This is a genomic window from Butyrivibrio sp. (assembly GCF_017433805.1).
Taxonomy (GTDB): Bacteria; Bacillota; Clostridia; order Lachnospirales; family Lachnospiraceae; genus Butyrivibrio.
Window position 1 is genome coordinate 23832 of the sequence record NZ_JAFRGN010000013.1, and the last position, 23705, is coordinate 47536.

Annotated in this window: 17 protein-coding genes; 13 read left to right on the forward strand and 4 right to left on the reverse strand. The window is 39.9% G+C overall.

The window, feature by feature from the left end:
* The 5 genes from IJI01_RS03515 to IJI01_RS03535 all read left to right on the forward strand — a co-directional run bounded on the left by IJI01_RS03515 (nt 1) and on the right by IJI01_RS03535 (nt 8746).
* Nucleotides 1-927, forward strand: a complete 927-nt coding sequence (locus tag IJI01_RS03515) for a carbohydrate ABC transporter permease (protein WP_292185943.1) — start codon at nt 1-3, stop codon at nt 925-927.
* A gap of 42 nt (nt 928-969) precedes the next feature.
* The gene (locus tag IJI01_RS03520) at nt 970-2568 is read left to right on the forward strand and encodes an HlyD family efflux transporter periplasmic adaptor subunit (protein WP_292185946.1); all 1599 of its coding nucleotides are present in this window, start codon (nt 970-972) and stop codon (nt 2566-2568) included.
* Nucleotides 2568-3857 carry an ABC transporter permease gene (locus IJI01_RS03525; protein ID WP_292185949.1) on the forward strand — a complete coding sequence of 430 codons (1290 nt, stop codon included), beginning with the start codon at nt 2568-2570 and terminating at the stop codon, nt 3855-3857. Before IJI01_RS03520 ends, IJI01_RS03525 begins: the two co-directional genes overlap by 1 nt.
* Nucleotides 3854-6310, forward strand: coding sequence for an ABC transporter substrate-binding protein (locus tag IJI01_RS03530; RefSeq protein WP_292185952.1), 2457 nt, complete (start codon nt 3854-3856; stop codon nt 6308-6310). Before IJI01_RS03525 ends, IJI01_RS03530 begins: the two co-directional genes overlap by 4 nt.
* A 258-nt stretch (nt 6311-6568) precedes the next feature.
* Nucleotides 6569-8746, forward strand: coding sequence for a cellulose binding domain-containing protein (locus IJI01_RS03535; protein WP_292185955.1), 2178 nt, complete (start codon nt 6569-6571; stop codon nt 8744-8746).
* 97 nt (nt 8747-8843) lie between these two features.
* Here IJI01_RS03535 and mscL read toward each other — a convergent pair whose 3' ends face one another.
* The gene (gene mscL, locus IJI01_RS03540) at nt 8844-9314 is read right to left on the reverse strand and encodes a large conductance mechanosensitive channel protein MscL (protein ID WP_292185958.1); all 471 of its coding nucleotides are present in this window, start codon (nt 9312-9314) and stop codon (nt 8844-8846) included.
* A 340-nt stretch (nt 9315-9654) separates the two neighbouring features.
* On the opposite strand from mscL, the gene IJI01_RS03545 reads away from it, so the two are divergent.
* From IJI01_RS03545 to IJI01_RS03555, 3 genes are all read left to right on the forward strand, one after another.
* Complete coding sequence (locus IJI01_RS03545) at nt 9655-10629, forward strand: calcium/sodium antiporter (protein WP_292185960.1); 975 nt, start codon at nt 9655-9657, stop codon at nt 10627-10629.
* Between the two features lie 15 nt (nt 10630-10644).
* Nucleotides 10645-11766 carry a tRNA 2-thiouridine(34) synthase MnmA gene (mnmA, locus tag IJI01_RS03550; protein WP_292185962.1) on the forward strand — a complete coding sequence of 374 codons (1122 nt, stop codon included), beginning with the start codon at nt 10645-10647 and terminating at the stop codon, nt 11764-11766.
* Nucleotides 11767-11835: 69 nt separating this feature from the next.
* A complete protein-coding gene (locus tag IJI01_RS03555) occupies nt 11836-12702 on the forward strand; it encodes an ROK family protein (protein ID WP_292185965.1) in 867 nt (288 codons plus the stop codon).
* A 74-nt stretch (nt 12703-12776) separates the two neighbouring features.
* Here the strand turns inward: IJI01_RS03555 and IJI01_RS03560 are convergent, their stop codons facing one another.
* Nucleotides 12777-13412 (reverse strand): hypothetical protein, encoded by a 636-nt coding sequence (locus IJI01_RS03560; protein ID WP_292185968.1) that lies wholly within the window; start codon nt 13410-13412, stop codon nt 12777-12779.
* Between the two features lie 185 nt (nt 13413-13597).
* On the opposite strand from IJI01_RS03560, the gene IJI01_RS03565 reads away from it, so the two are divergent.
* Nucleotides 13598-15244: a glycoside hydrolase family 9 protein gene (locus IJI01_RS03565; RefSeq protein ID WP_292185971.1), complete on the forward strand. Its 1647-nt coding sequence runs from the start codon at nt 13598-13600 to the stop codon at nt 15242-15244.
* Nucleotides 15245-15320: 76 nt separating this feature from the next.
* Here IJI01_RS03565 and IJI01_RS03570 read toward each other — a convergent pair whose 3' ends face one another.
* Nucleotides 15321-16343: a LacI family DNA-binding transcriptional regulator gene (locus tag IJI01_RS03570; protein WP_292185974.1), complete on the reverse strand. Its 1023-nt coding sequence runs from the start codon at nt 16341-16343 to the stop codon at nt 15321-15323.
* Between the two features lie 6 nt (nt 16344-16349).
* Nucleotides 16350-17768: a glucuronate isomerase gene (gene uxaC / locus IJI01_RS03575; protein WP_292185977.1), complete on the reverse strand. Its 1419-nt coding sequence runs from the start codon at nt 17766-17768 to the stop codon at nt 16350-16352.
* A 293-nt stretch (nt 17769-18061) separates the two neighbouring features.
* Between uxaC and IJI01_RS03580 the strand changes: the two genes are divergently transcribed.
* The 4 genes from IJI01_RS03580 to IJI01_RS03595 all read left to right on the forward strand — a co-directional run bounded on the left by IJI01_RS03580 (nt 18062) and on the right by IJI01_RS03595 (nt 23649).
* Nucleotides 18062-19564, forward strand: a complete 1503-nt coding sequence (locus tag IJI01_RS03580) for a UxaA family hydrolase (protein WP_292185980.1) — start codon at nt 18062-18064, stop codon at nt 19562-19564.
* Nucleotides 19565-19976: 412 nt separating this feature from the next.
* A complete protein-coding gene (locus IJI01_RS03585; protein ID WP_292185983.1) occupies nt 19977-21653 on the forward strand; it encodes an ABC transporter substrate-binding protein in 1677 nt (558 codons plus the stop codon).
* A gap of 151 nt (nt 21654-21804) precedes the next feature.
* A complete protein-coding gene (locus tag IJI01_RS03590) occupies nt 21805-22761 on the forward strand; it encodes an ABC transporter permease (RefSeq protein WP_292185986.1) in 957 nt (318 codons plus the stop codon).
* Between the two features lie 12 nt (nt 22762-22773).
* Nucleotides 22774-23649 carry a carbohydrate ABC transporter permease gene (locus tag IJI01_RS03595; protein WP_292185989.1) on the forward strand — a complete coding sequence of 292 codons (876 nt, stop codon included), beginning with the start codon at nt 22774-22776 and terminating at the stop codon, nt 23647-23649.
* Nucleotides 23650-23705 lie beyond the last annotated feature (56 nt).

Genomic DNA, 23705 nt, shown 5'->3' on the forward strand with positions numbered 1-23705 from the left:
ATGAGCGCACAGGTTAATTTCAAAACACGTGATAAAAAGAAAAAAATACAGATAAATAATCTAAAGACAATACTGGTAACTGTAGCAGCAGTTGTTTTTGCTATCATATTTCTTTTGCCAACGATACTGACAATAACTAATTCCTTTATGTCAGCATCTGAGATAAATGCCAATTATGGCAGCATATTTGCTACTACAGAAAAGGGTGGTAAGGTATTTATTTCCAAGACGGTTAACCTTAAGTTTATACCGGATATGGTTACCTTTTCCCAGTATTTTACAGTGCTATTAAAGAGTCCGGAGTATTTGTTTAAATTCTGGAATTCTATTATATATGTTGTGCCTATCGTTGCTTTTCAGTTGGCTATAGCAACACTAACGAGTTATGGCTTTGCAAGGTATCAGGGTAAAGTCAAGAATGCTATTTTCTTTGCCTATATCATTATGATGCTGATGCCATATCAGGTTACGCTGGTTCCTAATTTCCTGGTATCCAAGGCTATTGGGATATATGGTACAAAATGGGCAATATGGCTTCCGGGTATTTTTTCTCCCTTTGCTGTTTATCTTCTCACCAAGTTTATGAGGAGAATTCCAACGGAAGTTATGGAGGCTGCTTCTATAGATGGGGCAGATGAATGGTATATCTTTACCAGGGTCTGTTTGCCGCTCTGCAAGGGAGGAATTGCTTCAATTGCTATTCTGGTGTTCTTTGATTACTGGAATATGGTAGAACAGCCGCTGATTCTTTTACCTGATTCGGATATGCATCCACTATCGGTGTTCTTATCCAAGATAAATGCAGGTGAAATAAGCCTTGCTTTTGCAGTTGCAGTTATATATCTGGTTCCGCCGCTTCTGATTTTCCTGTACGGCGAGGACTATCTGGTAGAGGGTATCTCTTACCAGGGAGGAATAAAGGGGTGACCTTTATAGGTCAATTAGTTTAAGGTTAGGAGTAATTGGGAAATGTCAGATTTATTTACAAAAGATAACGATGTTGTAGAGGTAGTTGAGGGCAGTGTGGTTTCTGTCAGTGATAATGGCAAGAAGCCGGTTGATAAAAAGGACATGATCAAGAATATAGCGATTGCCTTTTTGTCAGTGATGCTGGTTCTTACATTCTTTTCTAATACTATTATGAATTACTCACTTCCTCAGGTGGCAACACAGCAGGTTATGAGAGGTTCAGTCAGCCCGCAGATAAGAGGCGCTGGAACAGTTTCTGCTGAAGATCCATATAATGTAACTCTCAAAGAGACCAGAAAGGTGTCTGGAGTTGCTGTCAAGGAAGGCTCTCATGTTGAGATCGGAGATGTTCTCTTTTATCTTGAGGACAGAGAATCCGAGGAGCTTAAGACAGCAAGAGAGAATCTTGAAAAACTGGAGCTTTCATATGAGCAGGCCCTTTTCTCAGGAGATGTTCCAGATGATGTTATTTCCAAGGTCAGAAGTGGTAATACTACATCCTATGATTCTTATCAGATAAAGCTCAAGGCTGTAAATGACAGATACGATGCTGCCAAAGCTGTAGCAGATGCAGCAACCAAAGCTGTTGAATACCTGACTGATCTGCAGAATCATGATAAGAATGAGATTGAGTATCAGACACTTACATATAACTATGAGAATGCCAACGCTGATTATCAGAAAAAGCTCATTGACTATACCTATGACCCTAATGATCAGGAAGCCATAGAGAAGGCCAAGAAGGAATGGACTCATGTTGAGGATGAGAATAAGCGTGAGACCACAGAGCTTGAAACCTACAAGAGCCAGGTTGGTATTGGTTATGATCAGAAGCTTATAGAGGCTAAGGCTAATGAGACTGCAGCCAAAAAAGAGCTTGAAAAGGCTGAAGAAGAGAAAAACAAACAGGTTAAGAGTATAAATGCTGAGATTTCTCTTTGCAATCAGAGAGACAGCATCAAGGAGCAGAAGGAAAAGATAGCAGAGCTTGAGAAGGATTCTGTTGGAGCATCAGTAAAGTCTCCAGTAGCCGGAATTGTATCTGCAGTAAATAAGGCTTCAGGTGAATCTATCTCAGCTGATGAGACAATAGCAGTTATCCAGATTGATGGAAAAGATATGACTACAAGCTTTTCTGTTACTAACTCACAGGCTCAGAAATTACACGTTGGAGATGCTGCTAAGCCACAGAATTCCTGGATGTTTAGCAATGAGTTTAAAGCAACACTCACATCCATCAAGAATGACAAATCAGATCCATCAGGTAAAAAGCTTCTTACTTTCAAGATAGAAAGCACAGAGGTTACACCTGGTCAGAACATAGCTCTTTCTATTGGGGAGAGGGCAATAGATTACGATATGGTAGTTCCTAACAGTGCTATCAAGACTGGCTCAACATCTAAATTTGTGCTTGTGGTCAAGTTCAAATCAAGCCCTCTTGGCAATAGATATACAGCAGCCAAGGTTGATGTAGATGTAATAGCTTCAGATGATAATTATTCAGCTATTACAGCAGCATTAGACGGTGATGAATATGTTATTACAACATCCAATAAGCCTGTCAAGGCAGGAGAACAGGTGAGGCTTGCAAACGAATAATGGTTTTTGAAAAGATTTGGGGATATATTAAGAAGTTTTTTTCAAATAAAAAAAGAAATATTGTTCTTATAATCGTTGCAGCACTTCTTTTGATAGATATTATTCTCGGTATCATTTGCAGAGTTTTTATTTCCAAACTGCCTGATCAGCTTGCGGCAAACAGGTGGGACTACGATGGAAAAGTAGCGCAGGTTAGTCTCTTTTTTACAGAAGACAGATCTGTTACGCCAGATGATATAAAAAGGCTTGAGTATAACCTTAAAAAGAAGCTGGGAGATGCAGGTGTTATAGCTGTAGAAGATGGGGACAGTTCTTTAAAGAGCGGTAAAGAGATTGTCGATACTGTAGACCTTGGAACTGGCAAAGGAAACAATAGCGGTTCTGATATAGCATCAGCCAGTGAGGAGATAAAGGTCTATAACAGCTGCTATAGTGCTCAGGGGATATCTACTATAGTCTTTGAGAACAGAAAAGCTGAAAATGTCAGCACAATTGGTGCGGATGGAGACTTTTTCTTTTTTCATCCACTGGAGCTTGTGACGGGTTCTTATTTTATGGCTGACGATGTAATGAAGGATAAGATCGTCATCGACGAGGACCTTGCATGGCAGCTTTTTGGTTCTGACGACATTATTGGACAGTGCGTTACTATTGGTGGGATCAACCATTATGTGTCCGGTGTAGTAAGAAGACAGGAAGGCAGATTTAACGAAGCTGCCGGATTATCTGAGAGTATTGTTTACATGTCCTATGATTCTCTTTCCAAATATGGTGAGATTTTAAGTGGCAAGACTACTGATAAAGAGATTTCTGAAGATGGAGTAAATGCTAAAATCGGTGGGATAAACTGCTATGAGATAGTATGCCCTAATCCTGTTGATGGACTTCTTGCCAAGATTACCAAGGAAAGCGCTGGTTTTGACGATAAGTATGTCAATGTAATTGATAATACAGACAGATTTTCTTTTCTAAATCTGCTTGGTATCAGTGTGAATTTTGGTATCAGAAGTATGTGGGATAAGCCAATTTTTTACCCATATTGGGAGAATGTGGCAAGAGGCTACGAAGATGTTCTTGCACTCCTTAATATGATTAGACTTATCTGCGACGTTGCATGTGTGATCATGGTGTGCTCACTTATTATTTCTGCATATAGGAACAAGAAATGGACTATTGAAGGTCTTTTGACATATGCAGCTGATAAGAAGTATGAGATAGAGGCCAGACATAAAGAGAGACTAGCTGACAATAAACAGGCTGGTGAGTCTGGAGAGGAGATTATGAAATGAGAAAAATCGTGAAAAAGAGTATGTGTCTGTCACTTGCTGTAGTATTAGCTGTGAGTGCTGCAGGATGCGGCAAAAAGAAAGACGATGACAGTTTAATAGGTAATGTGACCAAATCATCCAAGGAGTATGTATTTGCTGTAGAGATGCTTGATATCTGTGACAATGTACAGAATATCAACAGAGTGGCATATGTGGGTGACAGAGTATATGCATCGACATATTCTTCTGGAGACCATATGGATATTTACAGCTTTAATCCTGATGGCTCTGATGTTAAGAATATACAGATTCCAGCTGCTGATAATGATAATGTTTCATACGTCAGCTACGATGCAGAGGGGAATATTTACGGAATAGAATATAAGTATAACTGGAGCTACGAAGATGAGGATGAGGACGCAGGAGACTCTGAGGAATCGGATGGCTCTGAGAACTCTGGGAATAATGATGATGGCCAGATGCATATCTTTTCTGATGATGAAGCTGCGACTGAGGGAAGTTCTGCAGAAGAGGCTGCAAGTGAAGAAGCTTCTTCTGAAGAAGGTACAGAGGGAATGGCTGAACCTGAGGATATGATCACAGACGATGGTATGGTAGCAGAATATAATTCTGAAGGGGATGAAACCTACCTTGTTAAGTTTGATAAGGAGGGAAATCTTATTGAGAAGATAGACCTTATGGCCGATTATGCTGTGGATGGCTATTTGTCTGTTAACAGCTTTACTGTAACAGATGATGGTGTATGTATCTTAAGTCTTGATCAGGGAATTGTAAGCTATTCCTCAGATAAAGGCTTCAAGATGCTGATAGATAATGCAAATAATTATCTGTACTATCAGGTGTACAAGGGCTTCAACGGTAAGATGTTTATATCTTATTATGATGATAATGGCAATAATCTCTGTACTTTTGATCCAGCTACGGGTGCTATTGGAACTCCATCTAAGGCACTTGCCAAGTATGGCGACAGATCCTTCTTTGGTGGCAATGGCTATGATCTGTATATGAGTGATTCTGTAGGCTTCTATGGATACGATCTTGCCAGTGATTCCATGATTAAGCTCCTTGATTATATAGATTCTGATATAGAATCAAGTGGCTCAGTTGCAGCGGCTATAGCTATCAGTGACAATGAGTTTATTGCATGTATTCCTGATTCTGAGTTTAACTACTATCTTGCAAGACTCACCAAGGTTGCGCCAGAAGATGTTAAGGATAAAAAGATCATTACTCTTGGCGGATATTATCTTGACTATGAGATCAGAAAGCAGGCCTTTGCTTTTAACAAGAATAACAACGAATATAAGATCAAATTCGTTGATTACTCATCCTATGATACAGATGATAATTATGGTGCTGGCGCTGAGAGGCTTAATATGGATATAGTATCAGGAAATACACCTGATATTCTGATAATATCCGATGGTCTTCCAGTGGACAGCTATATAAACAAAGGACTCTTTACTGACCTTTCATATTATCTGGAAAACGATCCTGATATATCCGAAAGTGACCTTATTACCAATATAGTTGATGCTTTCAAAACTGGAGATAAGCTATATCAGCTGGTTCCAAGCTTTTATATCTCAACTATGATCATGAAGACCAAATATACAGATGGCAAAGAATTCCTGACTTTCAAAGACTGTCAGGAACTAATGGATGCTAAGGGAGCAACCAAACAGACCGCTTTTGGTCTTGAAACAAGAAATGATTTCCTTGAGCAGGGAATCAGGTATTCTGGAAACACATATATAGACTGGGAGAACAAGACTTGTCACTTTGACAGCGATTCCTTTATACAGTTCCTCGAATTTAGTAATGGATTTATTGAGGAATTCCCTGATAATGTTTGGGAAGATTACAAAGACACTCTGTATAGAACTGATGATGCTCTTTTCTGTATAATGTCACTAAGCGATTTTAGGGATTACCAGTACTGGAAACAAGGAATGTTTGGAACCGATATATCTTTTGTCGGCTATCCTAATGATATGGGAATAAATAACTCTATTATTTATCCTACTAAACGAATTGCTATCAGTTCTCAGAGTAAGAATAAGGATGCTGCCTGGGAGTATGTTAAGTCCTTCCTTTCAGAGGAATATCAGAATGACACCTACTGCTTCCCTATCAGAAAGTCCAGCTATGATAAAAAGGCTGAAGATATTACTCATAAATCTTTTTATATGGATGGTGATAAGAAGGTAGAGTATGATGATAGCTACTATTTTGGCGGAGAGGAAGTAGTAATGCAGCCTCTTACCAAGGATGAAGTTCTTGAGATCAACAACTTTATTAAATCACTTACTCTTGTAAGCAATTATAACGAAAATGTTAACAATATTATCTTTGAGGAAGCTTCTGCATATTTCAGCGGTCAGAAGAGTGCCAAGGAGGTAGCGGACATTATTCAGAGCAGATTATCTATTTTTGTTAATGAGAACAGTTAATAGATAATAATTGTCTAATAATATAGTTTATTATTTCAGAATAATCTGAATAATGCACAATTAGACATATAATAAACTGTCTAAACCGCCTAAAATACGAAAATTCAGACAAATAGCAATAAATGGCATGTGGATAGCAATATCTTGCATGCCATTTATTACGTTAATTGTTACAATTTACATGCTCGGGCAACGAAAACGTTTAAGCGCTTTGACAACTGAATAACGTGCATAAAAACTATAGGGGGTTTTTTGCGAATGAAGAAGAGTATTTCAATGCTTATTTGTAGTTTGTTGGTAGCGACAAGCGTTGCATCTGCTACAAGTGTCACAGCACTGGCAGCTCCTAAGCTCAATCCTTACAACACTGTACAGGCTGAGACCAATTTCGGCAGTGAAGGCGTAGAGAAGACACCAGAGGTATATAACGACAAGAAGATTACTGTTCTGAACAGCGTGGAGGCTGGTGATTACTGGATAGTTAAGGACCTTGACTTTAGTGAAGGGCTTTCTAAGTTATCCCTTACAGCAAGAGCTGATGAAGCATCACTTATCGAAGTTAGAAAAGACAGCGTTGATGGTGAGACTCTCGGAAATATCAAGATTAATACCACTAACGGTGAGTTCAAGACCTTTACTGGCAAGATGAAGAACCTTGAAGGTATGAACACAATTGTTTTTGTAGGTGTTCGCGGAAATGCATCCGTAGATTACTGGGTAGCACAGAAGTCTGAGACAGCAGTTGTTGTCCCAGATCCTGATCCGGTTGTGACTGAAGAGGTTGATCCTTATGTTACAGTAGAGGCAGAGAATGCAGTTAGCAGAAAATTCGCTGCTGAAATTACTGATAATGGCACAACCTTCCTTGCAATCAGGGCAGATGGTGGCTATGCAGTAGCTAAGAACGTTAACTTCTATCAGGGTCTTGCAGCAATTGAACTTAGCGTAAAGGCAAGTAAAGCTGCAGTTCTTGAACTTAGATTAGATTCTTATGATGGAGATGTTCTTGCAAGCTATAAGATCAACCCATCAGATAGCTTCGTACAGACCTATACCAAAGCTGATACCAGTGTTACAGGTACTCATGACATCTACTATGTAGCGACAGTATCAGGAACAACAGTACAGTTTGATTCATGGAAGGCAATTATAGCTCCTGTTAAGCCTAATCCAGATCCAGATGAGCCAATTGACGAGCCAGATCCAATCGTTACAGAGACAGTTAATCCTTATGTAACTGTAGAGGCTGAGGATGCTACTGTTATGGAAGGCCTTGATATCAAGATAGATGGTAGCAGGACTTATGTTGAGAGACTTAGACCTCGCGTAACATATATCGTTAAGAATGTTGAATTCGACGGCTCTGAGAAGATTGCTATTACTTATAAGTCAGATTCAGCTCATGTTCTCGAGATTCATGATGGTGCAACAAATGGACCAAGACTTGCTTTCCTGAACATTCCTAACTCAGATTATGAGTGGGCTACAATTTATCTGAATTTCCCAGATCTTCATGGCGTATATGATCTTTACTTTGTTCCTAAGTTTGGCGTAATCGATTTTGATTCATGGTCAATCCTTAAGAGCGGAGATGAGCCTATCATCGTAGATCCAGACCCAGTAGATCCTGATCCAGTAGATCCAGACCCAGTAGATCCTGATGATCCTATAATCGTTGATCCAGATCCAGAACCTGTTAATAAGGGTGTTACAACAGAGTATACACTTAACAACTGGGGATCAGGCTATCAGGTACAGGTAAAGGTAACTAACGAGTCTTCTCAGAGAGTAGAAGGCTGGACTGTTAAGGTTAAAAAAGATGATGTTGGCATTGATGCAAGCTGGAATGTAAATATTAAGGAAGATGGCAATTACTATGTGATCACTCCTGTAGAGTGGAACTCAGTAATTGAAGCAGGTAAGTCAGTTGAATTCGGATTCCAGGGTTCATCTCATGTAAATGACAAGATTGAGCTCTTTGCAGTTGGAGAAGTTAAGGATGATCCAGTTGTAGAGCCAGATCCAGACGAGCCAATCATCGTTGATCCAGATCCGGTTGATCCTGATCCTGTGGATCCAGACCCAGTCGATCCAGATCCAGTAGATCCTGATGATCCTATCATCATTGAGCCAGATGATCCAGTAGTTAATGATGGCCTTGCACTTGAATATACAATCAATGGCCAGGGATCCGCTACAATTAACTTCAAAGTTGCCAATAATGGCAAAGCTGCAGTTAATGGCTGGACACTTAAGCTTAAGAAGAGCCAGATCACTATTGATAATTTCTGGTGCGTAAAGGTAGCTGTAGTAGGTGACTACTATGTAATCACTCCTGAGTCATGGAATAGCGTAGTAAACGCTGGTGACGGCGCTTATTTCGGAGTTCAGGGCTCTGGCGTTACAACAGCAACATTAGATTACACACTTGAGTAATACTATAAATATTCCTTTATAGTCATAAAAAATACGGCTATCACTTATCATTATATAAGTGGTAGCCGTATTGCTATGTTTATAAAGTATCAGCTGATCAAAGATCTGATGTACAGCATGGGCACTTTGTTGCCTCGATGTTGATCTCGCTCTTACACTTAGGACAGATCTTAGTTGTTGCAGGTGCCTCAGCCTCTTCCTTTGCAAACTTATTAGATACGTTGTTCATGAACTTAATAAGAAGGAAGATTACAAGAGCCATCAGAATAAAGTTGATGACAACTGTGATAAAGGTTCCATAGTTAAGTGTAGCTGCGCCAGCTTCCTTGGCTGCTTCGAGCGTAGCATAGCTTCCGCCATCAAGAACTACGAATTTGTTGTTGAAATCAATTCCGCCTGTAAGAAGACTGATAACTGGCATAATGATGTCATCTACAAGTGATGAAATGATTTTCTGGAAAGCGCCACCGATGATAACACCGACTGCCATATCCATTACGTTGCCGCGCATGATAAACTCACGGAATTCCCCCGCAAGGCTCTTGCCCTTGCCTGCTGCTTTTTTCATTTTCTCTGTCATTTCTCCTGCTTTCTACACAAATCAAGTTTGTGTTCCCCAAAAAGTCTGTTGATTACTGGAATCAGAGTTTTAATTCCTCATGAAATTATACCATAGATTCCCGTATCCTGCTTATAACACCTGTAAAAATATAGTTGGCATTCTGATTTATATGGTGCTATAATTTCTCTAGGTAATAGGGAGTAGCTGGCATGCTTTTTAGCATGTAACATATATCGTCAGCACAGGATTTATCCTCGGGATATGTTATAATTAGCGAGACTTTTACCACAATTTTTTTGTGGAAAAAAGGTCTCTTTTTTTCTGCATATTTTTAAGGAGGAAAAATATGTTACTAAATCTGTTACTGTTAATCGTTGGCTTTGTTGCCCTTGTTAAGGGAGCTGACTACTTTGTTGATGGCTCTGCTACACTTGCCAAGGTGTTCAGAGTACCAAGTCTTATTATTGGTCTTACAATCGTTGCACTGGGAACAAGTGCTCCTGAGCTTGCAGTTAGTTCAACAGCTGCGCTTCAGGGCTCTAACGAGATTGCCCTTAGTAATGTTGTGGGCTCCAATATGTTTAATCTTCTTGTTGTACTTGGAGCATGTGCTTTGTTCTGCACAGTTCCAGGCAGCAAAGAAATTTTTAAAAGAGATTTCCCATTTTCAATTATTGTTACAGTGCTTGCTTTCATTTTTACACTTTCAAGCAGCGTATTCGCTGGTGGAATCTTTTCACATAACATGGCAGATGCTGCAGGCGTAATTGGAAGAGTAGAGGGCGCAGCACTTATTGTTATTTTTGTTGGCTATATTCTTTGGCTTATAAGAGCTGCCAAGAATAACAAGACTGAAGAATCAGAAGATGAGCTTATGCCTGTTTGGAAATGCATTATTTTTATTGTTGGCGGTATTATCGCCATTGTTGCCGGAGGACAGGCAGTTGTATATAGCGCCAAGGAAATTGCAAGATTTTTTGGAATGACGGAGACACTCATTGGTCTTACAGTAGTTGCTTTTGGAACATCACTTCCAGAGCTTGTTACATCAGTTGTTGCCGCTCGTAAGAATGAGACTGGTCTTGCAGTTGGTAATGTTATTGGATCAAACATCTTTAATCTGATGCTCATACTTGGCGTATCAGCAGTGCTTCATCCAGTAGCAGTTAACTTTGCATCATTCTTTGATCTTATCGTACTCATTTTTATGAGTATTATTACATACCTCTTCCTTGTGAGCAAAAAAGAGCTCAACAGGCCAGAAGGTATTATCATGATCCTTATTTATGTGGCACAGATTGTGTTTGCTATTGTTAGATAAAATAGGTTTATTTGAATGGATGGAATTGAGTTTAAGCCGGTACAAGATGATAAGAAGGAAGCTAATACAGCTCTTATAGCAATGAGTGGAGGCGTAGATAGTAGTGTTGCTGCGGCTCTTACATTAAAAAAAGGCTATAACTGTATTGGATGCACCATGCGTCTTTATGAGAACGACATGGTTGGCCTGGATCTTCTTGGAACCTGCTGCAGTATCGAAGATACTAAGGATGCCAGAGCTGTGTGTGATAGGCTTGGCATAGAATATAACATATATCATTATGAGGCTGAGTTTAAAGATAAGGTAATAGAGCCATTTGTATGTAGCTATGAGAAGGGAGAGACACCTAATCCCTGCATCAGATGTAACAAGTACCTTAAATTTGACAGCCTTTATAAGAGAGCAAGAGAGCTCGGCTGCGATTATATAGTTACAGGTCATTATGCCAGAATAGAGGAGAGAGATGGTCATTTCTATCTTCTGAAAGCTAAGGATCTTAACAAGGATCAGAGCTATGTTCTATATGATTTGTCTGAGGAGCAGCTGGCGCACACTCTTTTCCCACTTGGCGAGTTTACCAAGCCAGAGGTCAGGGAGATTGCTGATGAATATCAGTTTGTAACATCACATAAGAGTGAGAGTCAGGATATCTGTTTTGTTCCAGATGGTGACTACGTTGGGATGATACACAGATACAGAGGCAAGGATTATCCTAAGGGTGATTTCGTTGACAAGGATGGAAATGTACTTGGAACGCACGACGGCATAATAAATTACACTATAGGACAGAGGCGCGGCCTTGGAATTCCAGCTGACAGAAGATTGTATGTTACCAAGCTTGATGTAGAGAACAATAAGGTTATTCTTGCTGACAACATAGATCTTTTCAAAAGAGAACTTATAATCAGGGGCTTCCACTGGATCACAGGAGAAGAGCCGACTTCAGAGTTCAGATGTCAGGCCAAAATCAGGTACAAACACAAAGAGCAGCCTGCGACAGTAACACCTCTTGGTGATGGAAGAGCCAAAGTGGTATTTGATGAACCACAGAGGGCCATTACCGCAGGACAGTCAGCTGTTTTGTACGATGGCGACATTGTTCTTGGTGGCGGAATTATTGACAGTGTGCTTGATTAAATGAGTATTGTGCAATAATCATTTATATATGTATGTTTAGTGAATAATGTATTAGTTGGAGGATACAATATGCTTTACGGTGCTTTGGAAGCTGGCGGAACCAAGATGGTGTGTGCGATTGGAGATGAGACTGGTAAGATTCATGAGCAGGTTTCTATTCCTACTACAACACCAGATGAGACTATGGCTCAGATCATAGACTATTTCAAGGACAAAGGTATTAAAGCAATTGGAATTGCATGCTTTGGACCTATTGATCTTGATAAGAAATCAGAGACCTATGGCTATATCACATCAACCCCCAAGACTGCCTGGAAGAATTTTGACATTGTAGGCTGCGTGAAAAAGGCATTAGGTATTCCTGTTGGATTTGATACTGATGTTAACGGATCTCTTCTTGGAGAGATTACCTATGGTTGTGCCAAGGGCCTTACAGATGCCATTTACCTGACAATAGGAACTGGCATTGGTGGCGGAGTCATGACTAATGGTAAACTTCTTCATGGAATGATGCATCCTGAGCTTGGACATGTGATCATCAATAAAAGAGCAGATGATAAAGGTGAATGTGTTTGTCCATATCATGAGAGTTGTCTTGAAGGTCTTGCAGCTGGTCCATCCATTGAGAAGAGATGGGGTAGAAGTGCTAAAGAGCTTGTTGACAATGAAGCTGTTTGGGAGCTTGAAGCTGACTATATCGGCACTGCACTGGTTAACTACTGTATGACTCTCAGCCCACAGAAGATTATCCTTGGCGGCGGAGTAATGCATCAGATGCAGTTATTCCCGCTTATTAGAAAAGTGTTTAAGGAGAAGATGGCTGGATATATCAATACCAAGACACTTGATAATCTTGATGAATACATTGTTCCAGCTAGCCTTAATGATGACCAGGGCATTATGGGTGCAATCAAGCTTGCTATAGATGCAGAGTAATTAAATATTAGATTATAAATAATAAGAGCTTTATCCGGCTGGATAAAGCTCTTTTATGTACCTGTTTATCTGATTTAGAATAATACTTCTTTGAACAGCTGAGTTGTTCTGTCTTTTCCTATAGACTTAAGAAATACATCTGTTGCTGGGCCTCCATTATTAAGAAGACCATCCACATAGTAGTCAGTTTTCTTTTTCTTGGCTTCTGGATCATCGATGGTAGCACCGTTGATACTGATGAATGCCTTCATGTATTCTATAGCCATTTCATCAAATTTCTCTGAATCTGTTTTCTTGCCTGCGTAGGTAACAGTCTGAGGAAGCTTGATGTCATCGTACCACTGTGGCCCTGGTGTTATAGTTGGTAAGTCCTTATATTTTTCTTTTACCCTGTCCATAGGAGCAAAAGATGGAGTGTTGATCATAGTATCGTACATTTCGACGTAGAGCTTATCGTTGCCCATAGCCTTGATGCGGTCGTAAGAATAGATCGGAAGATCAGTATCTATAGGTGTGATGATCAGAGTGTCCATCTGCATCAGACCAAAGAAACCTTTTGCACTCATGGTTGATACATGGCCAAGACCTGCTGCTTCATAGGAACTGATGTTAAAGGTCATTCCTTTTACTTTTATTCCATCAAAACCAGCTGAGCCACGACTCTGAAGCGGATATTTAGAATTAATAGTTTCCAATAACTGTGAAATCAATTTGAAATCCCCCTAAACAATAGATAAATAGACTCTCTAATAAAAGTACTCCAAACCAAAGAGCTTGTAAAGTCGAAAAGGCCCATATTTACACGAAAAAAGTTGGCTTATAAGCAATAAATGAGTATATATACGGTCAGAATATTGCTATAATATGATAAATATCGTATTTTGGAGGGCTTACCGTGAAAAAAGTATTTGTTAATCAGGTGGGATTTTTGAGCAGTGCTCCTAAAAAAGCTGTTCTGAATTTTGCTGCTTCTGAGTTTGAAGTAATTGATGAAAACGGCAAAAAGGTTTTTGGCGGAGAAGTTGAGCATTTTGGCACAGATGAGATATCTGGGGAGGATACCTACGTTGCTGATTTTAGTGCTCTTACAGAAAAAGGAAAATACAAGGTTGTAGCTGATGGAAATGAAAGCGTATCTTTTGAGGTGTCAGATAATGTTTATGACAAGCTTATGAAGGATATCTGCAAATGCTTTTATTATCTTAGATGTGGCGATGCACTTACCAAAGAGTTTGCTGGAGAGTATTATCATGAGCCATGTCATATGTCTAAGGCTACAGTTTATGGCGAGGATGTAGAGCCTGTTGATGTTACAGGCGGATGGCATGATGCTGGAGATTACGGCAGATATTCAACTGCAGGAGCAGTTGCTGTAGCTCATTTATTATATGGAGTACGTTTCTTTAAGGGACTTTTAGATGTTCATTATGACATTCCTAAGGTTTCTGGAGATAATGGTAACCTTCCTGAGATTCTTGCTGAGGTCAAGGTTGAGCTTGATTTCCTTATGAAAATGCAGAGAGAAAATGGAAGCGTATGGCATAAGGTTACTACCTTTAACCACGCGCCATTTGTAATGCCTGAGGATGATAAGGAAGAGTTGTTCCTCTTTGCTGTTTCAGCTCTTGCAACAGCAGATATAGCAGCTGTATTTGCGCTTGCCTATACAATTTACAAGGATTACGACAAGGCCTATGCTGATAAGCTTATGGAGAAGTCACTTCTTGCTTATAAGTGGCTTAAGGAAAATCCTGATGAGCTCTTATTCTTCAATCCAGAGGGTTCTAATACTGGCCAGTATGATGAGGCAGAAGATCTTTCTAACAGATTCTGGGCAGCATGTGCACTGTATGAAGCTACATCTGATGGCAAGTATTACAGCGATGCCTTAGAACTCAAAGCAAAGGTTGAAGAGTTTGATAAGAATGCTCAGAAGAAGGGGTATCAGGGCAATGTATTTACATGCCTTGGCTGGGCAGAAGTAGCAGGACTTGGCTCACTTTCTCTTTTGCTTAAGAGAGAAGATAATGCTCTTTGCACTTTGGCTAGAACAAGTTTCCTTTCAGAGGCAGACAGACTTGTTAAGGTATCTGGTGAAAACGGCTTCGGTCTATGTATGCTGGCCAAAGATTTCATTTGGGGCAGTAACATGGAACTTCTCAAGTACATGATGGTATTAAGCGTAGCTTACAAGCTTGATTCCAAGGATGAGTATAAGAAGGCGCTGGAAGCAGGCCTTGATTATGTACTTGGCTGCAATAGTATGGATGTCAGCTATGTAACTGGAAACGGAGAGAAGGCTTACATGAATCCTCATCTTCGACCTACAGCTGTAGATGATATCGAACAGCCTTGGCCAGGTCTTGTATCAGGAGGACCTAACGTAGGGCTTCAGGATGAGAGAGCACAGTCACTTCGTGGACAGGGACTTCCTCCAATGAAGTGCTACCTTGACCATATAGATTGTTATTCTCTTAATGAGATTACAATTTACTGGAACTCACCACTTGTATTCGCATTAAGTGGACTTTTGGAAGAATAAGAAGAATAATTATGACAACTAAAAAGACCGATTCCTAGTATTTAGGAGTCGGTCTTTTTAATATATAGATCACATTTTAGAATGATGTTGAACCACGTTTAACAAGTTCGCCTGAGAAGATAGTCTTCTGTGGCATCTCGTTCTGAGAGAGAGTACCAATAAGAGTCTTAACAAGCTGAATGCACATGTCTTCAAGTCTGTTATCAACAGAAGAAATGTCAGGCTCAGAACAAAGAGTCAAAATAGAGTTGTTATAGCCGATGATCTGAAGATCACCAGGTACACTGATATTATTGGCTCTTGCGAAGTTCATAGCACCAACTGCAAGGAAATCATCACTTGTAACAATGCCATCAAACTTAATTCCCTTTTTGTAGATTGACTCTACAAAATTCTTAACACCATCTATATCCTCGTGACTACCCTTGAAACACTGCTGCATTTCCTTTTTAAGAGGAATATCGTGTGTCAGAAGAGCATTCTGATATCCAGCGAGCTTCTTGAGTCCTGAATATGAGTTTGAGTTGTACAGATAAAGAATATTCTGCATGCCTGCATCAAGCATCTTCTCTGTAGCATCCTGAGTTGCCTTGTAGTCATCACACAGAGTGCAATAAACATTAGAACAATCAAAGTCTGCATTTAGTAGCATGATTGGCACTGAAGCTGCAGCATCCTTAACATACTGGTTATCCTCAGCATTGTTCATAATAAAGTTGGAACCTACCATTACAACGCTGTCTACATGCTGAGATAGGAGAAGATTAAGTGAATCTTTCCTGGAGGCCATTTCGTAACCAGTACAACATAATACGGAATGATAACCGTTTTCTCTCAAATTCTGCTCGATATAATAGATGGCTTTCGCAAGATAAAGGTCAGAAGCATCAGCACACAAAATGCCGATAGTCTTCATAGAATTAAGACCAAGTCCTCTGGCAAAGGCATTAGGTTTGTAGCCATACTGCTCGATAATATCCATTACCTTTTTTCTGGTACGAGGTTTAACATTTGTGCTGCCGTTCAATACTCTTGAAACTGTAGCAATGGAAACGCCAGCCTTTTTGGATATATCATATATTGTCATCTGGTTACTCATAAGCTATTATCTCGTTTCTAAAGGAAATTTGAAATATCTTACTGCATTGTTGTAGGAGATATCTGCAGCAATCTCTCCGAGAATATCAAGATCTTCCTCTGGATATTCACCGTTCTCAACAAGAGAACCAAGATAATTGCAAAGGATCCTACGGAAATAATCATGTCTTGTGTATGATGTGAAACTTCTGGAATCTGTAAGCATTCCTACGAAACCAGAAAGGTTTCCAGACTCAGCTACAGATGCAAGCTGCTGTTCCATACCAAGCTTAGTATCATTGAACCACCAAGCGCTTCCCTGCTGAATCTTGGCAACAACAGGACCTTCATTAAATGCGTTGAGAGTTGTATTGATAATCTTGTTATCGTTAGGGTTAAGGCTGTAAAGAATTGTCTTAGGAAGCATCTTCTTAGAATGAAGAGCATCAAGGAAATCTGCAAGCTCACCCATTGGATAATAAGCATCGATTGTATCAAATCCTGTATCAGGACCAAGCTTCTCGAACATAGGAGTATTGTTGTCACGCTTGCATCCGAAGTGGAGCTGCATTACCCAATCTCTCTTAGCGATTTCTTCACCCTCGAAGAGCATGAAGGCTGTCTGATACTTGAGGTCTTCTTCGTATGTAAGTTCCTCACCAGCAAGTCTCTTGGCAAAAATCTTCTCGATTTCTTCCTCTGTAGCTGGTCTGTACATTACATACTCAAGAGCGTGGTCTGTTACATTACATCCCTTAGAAGCAAAGTAATCAAGTCTTACTCTAAGAGCCTCTTTAAGAGAAGCAAAAGAGTCAATCTTAACTCCGCTTACCTCTGAAAGAGTAGCAAGGTAAGAAACAAACTCAGGCTTTCTGATATTCTTGGCCTTATCAGGACGCCAAGCTGGAAGAACCTTAACATCGAATGATGCATCTTCCTTGATCTTGTCGTGCCATTCAAGTGTATCTACTGGATCGTCAGTAGTGCAGATAAGAGTTACGTTACTCATCTTGATAAGCTTACGTACACTCATATCAGGTGACTGAAGAACTTTATTGCAAAGCTCGTAAACTTCCTCAGCTGTCTTCTCATTGAGAACACCATCGTAACCGAAATACTTCTTTAACTCGAGATGAGCCCAATGATAAAGAGGATTGCCAACTGCCTTACCAAGACACTTAGCAAACATAAGGAATTTCTCCTTATCTGACGCATCACCTGTCATATATTTTTCATCGAGACCAAAAGCTCTCATGAGACGCCATTTGTAATGATCGCCGCCAAGCCATACCTGAGTGATTGTCTCAAAATGACGATCCTCAGCGATTTCTCTAGGGCTGATATGGCAGTGATAGTCCAAAATAGGCATGTTCTCAGCATAATCATGATATAACTTTTTTGCTGGTTCGCTCTGAAGCAAGAAGTCTTTGTCCATGAACTTTTTCATCCATTTTCCCTCCGCAGAAAGATTTTTTAGTAGTCCTTAGCAAGTGAAACTAGACCCTACAAAAATAGAAATGTAAAAAATATGTAAGCGATTTCATATATTTTTTCAAAAGTATTATACAAGACCGAGAAATCAAATACAATAGAAAAAAGTTTAACGTTAAAGCTAAATTTATAAACATTTTAGATTTTATGCGGGGTTGAAAATTTTGTTGACGAAATCCGTCCGTAATAATATAGTTAAAAATGTAAACGCTTACATCTAGTGATTAAGAGATAAAAGGGGTAGGTTATATGAGCAGATTTTTACAGATCCATCCAGAAGACAATGTTGTTGTATGTCTGGAGACATTAAAAGAAGGCGAGAAAATACAGCTTTCAGACGGCAGAGAAATCGTTGCAAAAGAAGAGATTCCTGCTGGTCATAAAATTGCAATCAAAGATATTTCTACTAATAATAATGTAATCAAATATGGCTATGCTATTGGTCATGCAACAGAGGATATTACAATTGGAAGATGGGTACATACTCATGACATCAAGACTAATCTTGAGGGAATTCTTGAATATAAGTATGAACCTGATAAGGAAGACATTGATAAGAAGATTTCTCAGATGGGCACCAAGAAGGCTTCATTCAAAGGCTTTGTAAGAGCAAATGGCAAGGTTGGAATCAGAAATGAAGTATGGATCATCCCAACGGTCGGATGTGTTAATAATATAGCAACAGCACTTGCCAAGCAGGCTAACGCATTCGTTAAGGGAAGCGTAGATGAGGTTGTTGCATTTACACATAACTATGGATGCTCTCAGACAGGAGATGATCAGGAGCATACAAGAGTTATCCTTTCTGATCTTATCAATCATCCAAACGCTGGTGGTGTGCTTGTTCTTGGCCTTGGCTGTGAGAACAGTAATATCGATGTTCTTAAGCCATATATTGGTGAGGTTGACGAATCAAGAATTAAGTTCCTTGTTTGTCAGAAGTCAGATGATGAGATGGAAGATGGTCTTAATCTTTTAAAAGAGATTATTGAGGTAGCTTCCAATGACGAGAGAGAAGAAGTTGACAGCTCCAAACTTATAATTGGCCTTAAGTGTGGTGGAAGTGATGGCTTCTCAGGAATCACAGCTAATCCACTTGTAGGTAGAATTTCAGACAGAATCATTGAGTGTGGTGGTACATCAATTCTTACAGAGGTTCCAGAAATGTTTGGAGCCGAGACTATTCTTATGAATAGATGTAAAGATGAAGCTACATTTACTGATACTGTAAATATGATAAATGGCTTTAAGGATTACTTCACCAAGCAGGGGGAACCTATTTATGAGAATCCTTCACCAGGAAATAAGGCTGGCGGAATCACAACTCTCGAGGACAAGTCACTTGGATGTACTCAGAAGTCAGGTGATTACCCAGTAATGAACGTTATGGAATATGGTGAGAGAACAGATGTTACAGGACTTAACCTTCTGTGTGCACCTGGTAACGACCTTTGCGCAGCTACAGCTCTTGCATCTGCAGGTGCTCAGATTGTACTGTTCACAACAGGAAGAGGAACACCATTTGCATGTCCTGTTCCTACTATGAAGATTGCCAGCAATAATACAATCGCTGACAAGAAGAGCAATTGGATCGATTTCAGAGCTGGACAGATTCTTGAAGGTAAGACTTTTGACGAGCTTACAGATGAGCTGTTTGATAAGATTCTCAGAGCAGCGTCTGGAGAGAAGCTCAAGAGCGAAGAAGCTGGTTTCCATGATATGGCTATTTGGAAGAGAGGCGTAACTCTTTGATACTTAAATGTAAGGAGTTTCATAGCAGATACGTTTCTGATGCGAATAAGTAAAATGTAAAAAATGAAAGCAATTAATGATTTTGGGTTAGCAAGAAGTGTAAATTATTTAAAGATGAGTATACAAAGTGCACTAAAGGATGCTTTGCGAGGGCAACCAAAATTGTGCGTAATTACATGACGATTAAAATCTGTTCAAAATTTGTTAAAAAATTTCTTGTAATTATTTACATGTAAGCACTTTCGGAAACCCAGTAAAAACGCCGCTTTCCGAAAAAAGTGTACAACTTTGTTACAAATCCTACAAAATTCATGCTTGCAAAGCTATTTGATACGTGATAAAGTACGTTCATAAGCAAGTGAAAACGCTTACATTTTATTTTTCAAAAATTATTTTGGGAGGAACAAAAATAATGAAAAAGAAAGTTTTATCATTACTTCTTTCAACAGCAATGGTAGCTTCTCTTGCAGCTTGCGGTTCTGAAACAGCACCTGCTGACACAACAGCTACAGAGACAGCTCCTGCAGACACAGCTACAGAGGCTGCTCCTGCAGACACAGCTGCTGCTGAAGACTACACACTTGAGACTCTTAACATCGTAGTTGATGGTACAGTTACAGCTACAGTTGAGAGCGGACAGAAAGAATTCGAAGAGCAGTGGGAAGCTGCTGTAGCTGAGAAGCTCGGCCATCCAGTTGATCTTGTTATCAATCAGCTCGACCATTCAGATTACGCTGGAACAGTATCTCGTCTTCTTACAACTGGTGAGCCAGGTGACGGATCATATCCAGATGCTCTTATCATGAGCGCTACAATGCTTAGACAGTATCAGACAACAGGTCTCCTTTGGGATATGGCTGATGCTTATGCAAACGCAGAGTTCCAGTCTCGTGTAACACTTCCTACAGTTAACGAGAACATGAAGGACAGCGAAGGTCACCTTTATGGATTTGCTCCTACATATGGTAACGGATGTGTTACTTATGTTAAGCAGTCTTGGCTTGATGCAGTTGGCATGAAGGCTGACGATATCAAGACTTTCGATGATTACTATGCAATGCTTAAGGCATTCACAGAGAACGATCCTGATGGAAACGGCAGCGCAGGCACATATGGTGTTATCGCAGCTGGTTTTGGTAAGCTTGACGAGGCTCCATACATCAACTACATGCCAGAGTTCTGGCAGGGCGCATATCCTTCATTCTATCAGAAGGACGGCGTTTGGGTTGATGGTTTCCAGGAGCAGGCTACTGTTGATGCTCTTGCAAGACTTGCACAGGGTGTAGCTGATGGTGTTATCGATCCTGATACAGAGGATGCTGGAACAAAGCAGGCTCGTGAGAAGTTCTTCTCAAACGATCAGACAACATCTGAAGGTGTATTCACATATTGGGCTGGTACATGGCTTAGAACACTTACAACAAACATGGAAAAGCAGGAAGTTGACAACGACCTTGGCGACAACAGACTTGTTCAGCTTGCTCCTATCCAGGAGATCAAGGATACATGGGGCGGATACCTCAACAGAGAAGCTCCAGTATGGGTAATCACAGATGATCAGGATGGCAACTCAGCTCGTGAGCAGGCTATCTTCGATGCACTTCTTGAGACAATGCTTGATGGCGACAGAGTACAGACACTTTGGACATATGGTGCAGAGGATGTTCACTGGTCAATCCACGCTGAAGAGTTCTCAACAAACGCTGATGATCCAGAGAAGAAGAAGGATTATTCATATGAAGAGGGTCAGTTCCACCTTAAGCAGTCTCCTAACGACCCTAACTCTGTATGGAAGAAGAATCACCTTGACGCTGTACTTGTAATTGCTCCTCTTACAAACGGATACGTTGATAACGATGAGCTTGTACAGGCTGGTAACAAGTTCTTCACAGAGAACTGTGTAGATGCTCCTGCTGCAGCTTCTTGCGATACACTTGCTGAGAACAACGAGGCACTTGTAGAAGAGAAGACAACTCTTATGAAGCAGGCTGTTGCTGGTGAGATCACACCTGAAGAAGCAATTGCTCAGTATCAGGCTGACTTTGGCGATATCGCTCAGCAGATTCTTGATGAGCTTAACGCTCAGTAATTAGCTACTAGCTATTATATGATTTGACTTTTTCCCATCCTCCGAGGGAAAAACGCTTTCGGAGGGTGGGATTTTTATGAAAAAAATTCCGGTTTTTGTTATAATTTACTAGATAATAATTAACGATTTTTTGTGAAAGGATGAGGATGCAATGAGTAAGAAACAAAATGTTACTACTACATCCACTGGTGCTCCTATCAATCAGAAACCTCTTGGTACACGTATCTGGAACAACCGTGGATACTATTTGATGTTTCTTCCAGTACTGGTTTTCGTAATCATAATTTATTATTGGCCTATGCTCGGCGTACGCTATGCTTTCTATCAGTATAAACTGAAGAACATCACATGGGTTGGTCTTAAAAACTTTGAGACTATGTTTGGTAAAAAGGAGTTCTGGTCAGCCTTTACCAATACGTTGCAAATATCTATTACTAAATTGCTTATCACAACATTTACATCAGTTCTTGTATCAGTTTTCTTAAACGAGATGCATAATTTGTTTGCTAAGAAATCACTGCAGACAATTATTTACCTGCCTCACTTTATGTCATGGGCAGTAGTAGCAGCTATTTTCCAGTTGTTCCTTTCTACATCTTCAACTGGTTTCGTCAATGAAACACTTAAGTCAATGGGACTTATCGCTAAGAGTATTGACTTCCTTCACTCCAAGCAATTATGGAGACCTATTTTCTATATTATCAATATTTGGAAGGAAACAGGTTGGGGAACAGTTATCTTCCTGGCAACACTTTCCGGAATCAACCCGGAACTCTATGAAGCAGCTGATATCGATGGCGCTTCAAGACTTCAGAAAATTTGGTATGTTACAGTACCAGCTCTTATGAATACGGTAATTATCGTACTGATCCTTAATCTTGCTAAGGTTCTTAACCTTTTTGAATCAGTATTCGTTTTATATAACAACCGTGTATTTGATGTTTCTGATGTTATTTCAACTTATGTATACCGTCAGACCTTCCTTACAGCAATCCCTGACTATGGATACACAACAGCCGTTGGTTTGTTCAAGTCTATTGTTGGTTGCGTACTTGTTCTTGTATGTAACTGGGCTAGTAAGAAGATTCGTGGACGCGGAATTATTTAAGGAGGGAACATTATGGCACAGGTTAAAGCAGGCTCAATGCGTGTGCAGGCTAAGAAGAATAAAGTACATGTATTTGATATTGTTAACTACATAGTATTCGTTATAATTGCTCTGATAGTTCTTATTCCTATTTGGAAGGTTTTAGTTGATTCATTCAACTCAGTTGGCGTTTACAGATTCATGTTATGGCCAGAGGACTTCACATTTAACGGATACCTCACAATCTTTACAACTGTAAGACTTTACAGACCTTTCCTTAACTCAGTTATCACAACAGTTTTAGGAACATTGCTTGGTCTTATTCTTTCAACACTTGGTGGATATGTACTTACTCAGAAGGATATGCCAGGAAGAAATGCACTTTCATTTTTCCTCCTGTTCACAATGATCTTCTCTGGTGGTATGATTCCTGAATACCTTGTTATGAAACAGCTTCACCTTGTAGATACAATGTGGATCCTTGTTATCAAGCATGGTATGAACGTATACAACCTGGTACTTATGAAGAATTTCTTCGAGGGTATTCCTGAGTCTCTTTTTGAGGCAGCTAAGATTGACGGATGCTCACCAATGGGAATCTTCTTCAAGATCGTGCTTCCTCTTTCCAAGGCAGCTCTTGCATCAATCGGTCTTATGTATGCAGTAACTGTTTGGAATGATTACAGCACAGTTCAGATTTATATTACAAACCCAGATCAGGTTAACTTCCAGTATAAGCTGAGAGTTATGATCATGGATGGTGATACACCTACGACAGCTTATAAGGTATCACAGAATACTCTGTATTACGCAGCTATCGTTGTTGCTATCCTTCCTTTCATGGCAGCTTATCCATTCCTTCAGAAGTACTTCGTACAGGGTGTTAATGTAGGAGCTGTTAAGGAGTAATTTGTAATTACTTTGAAAATTTACGAGAGAGAAATTCAATTTGAATTTCTCTCTTT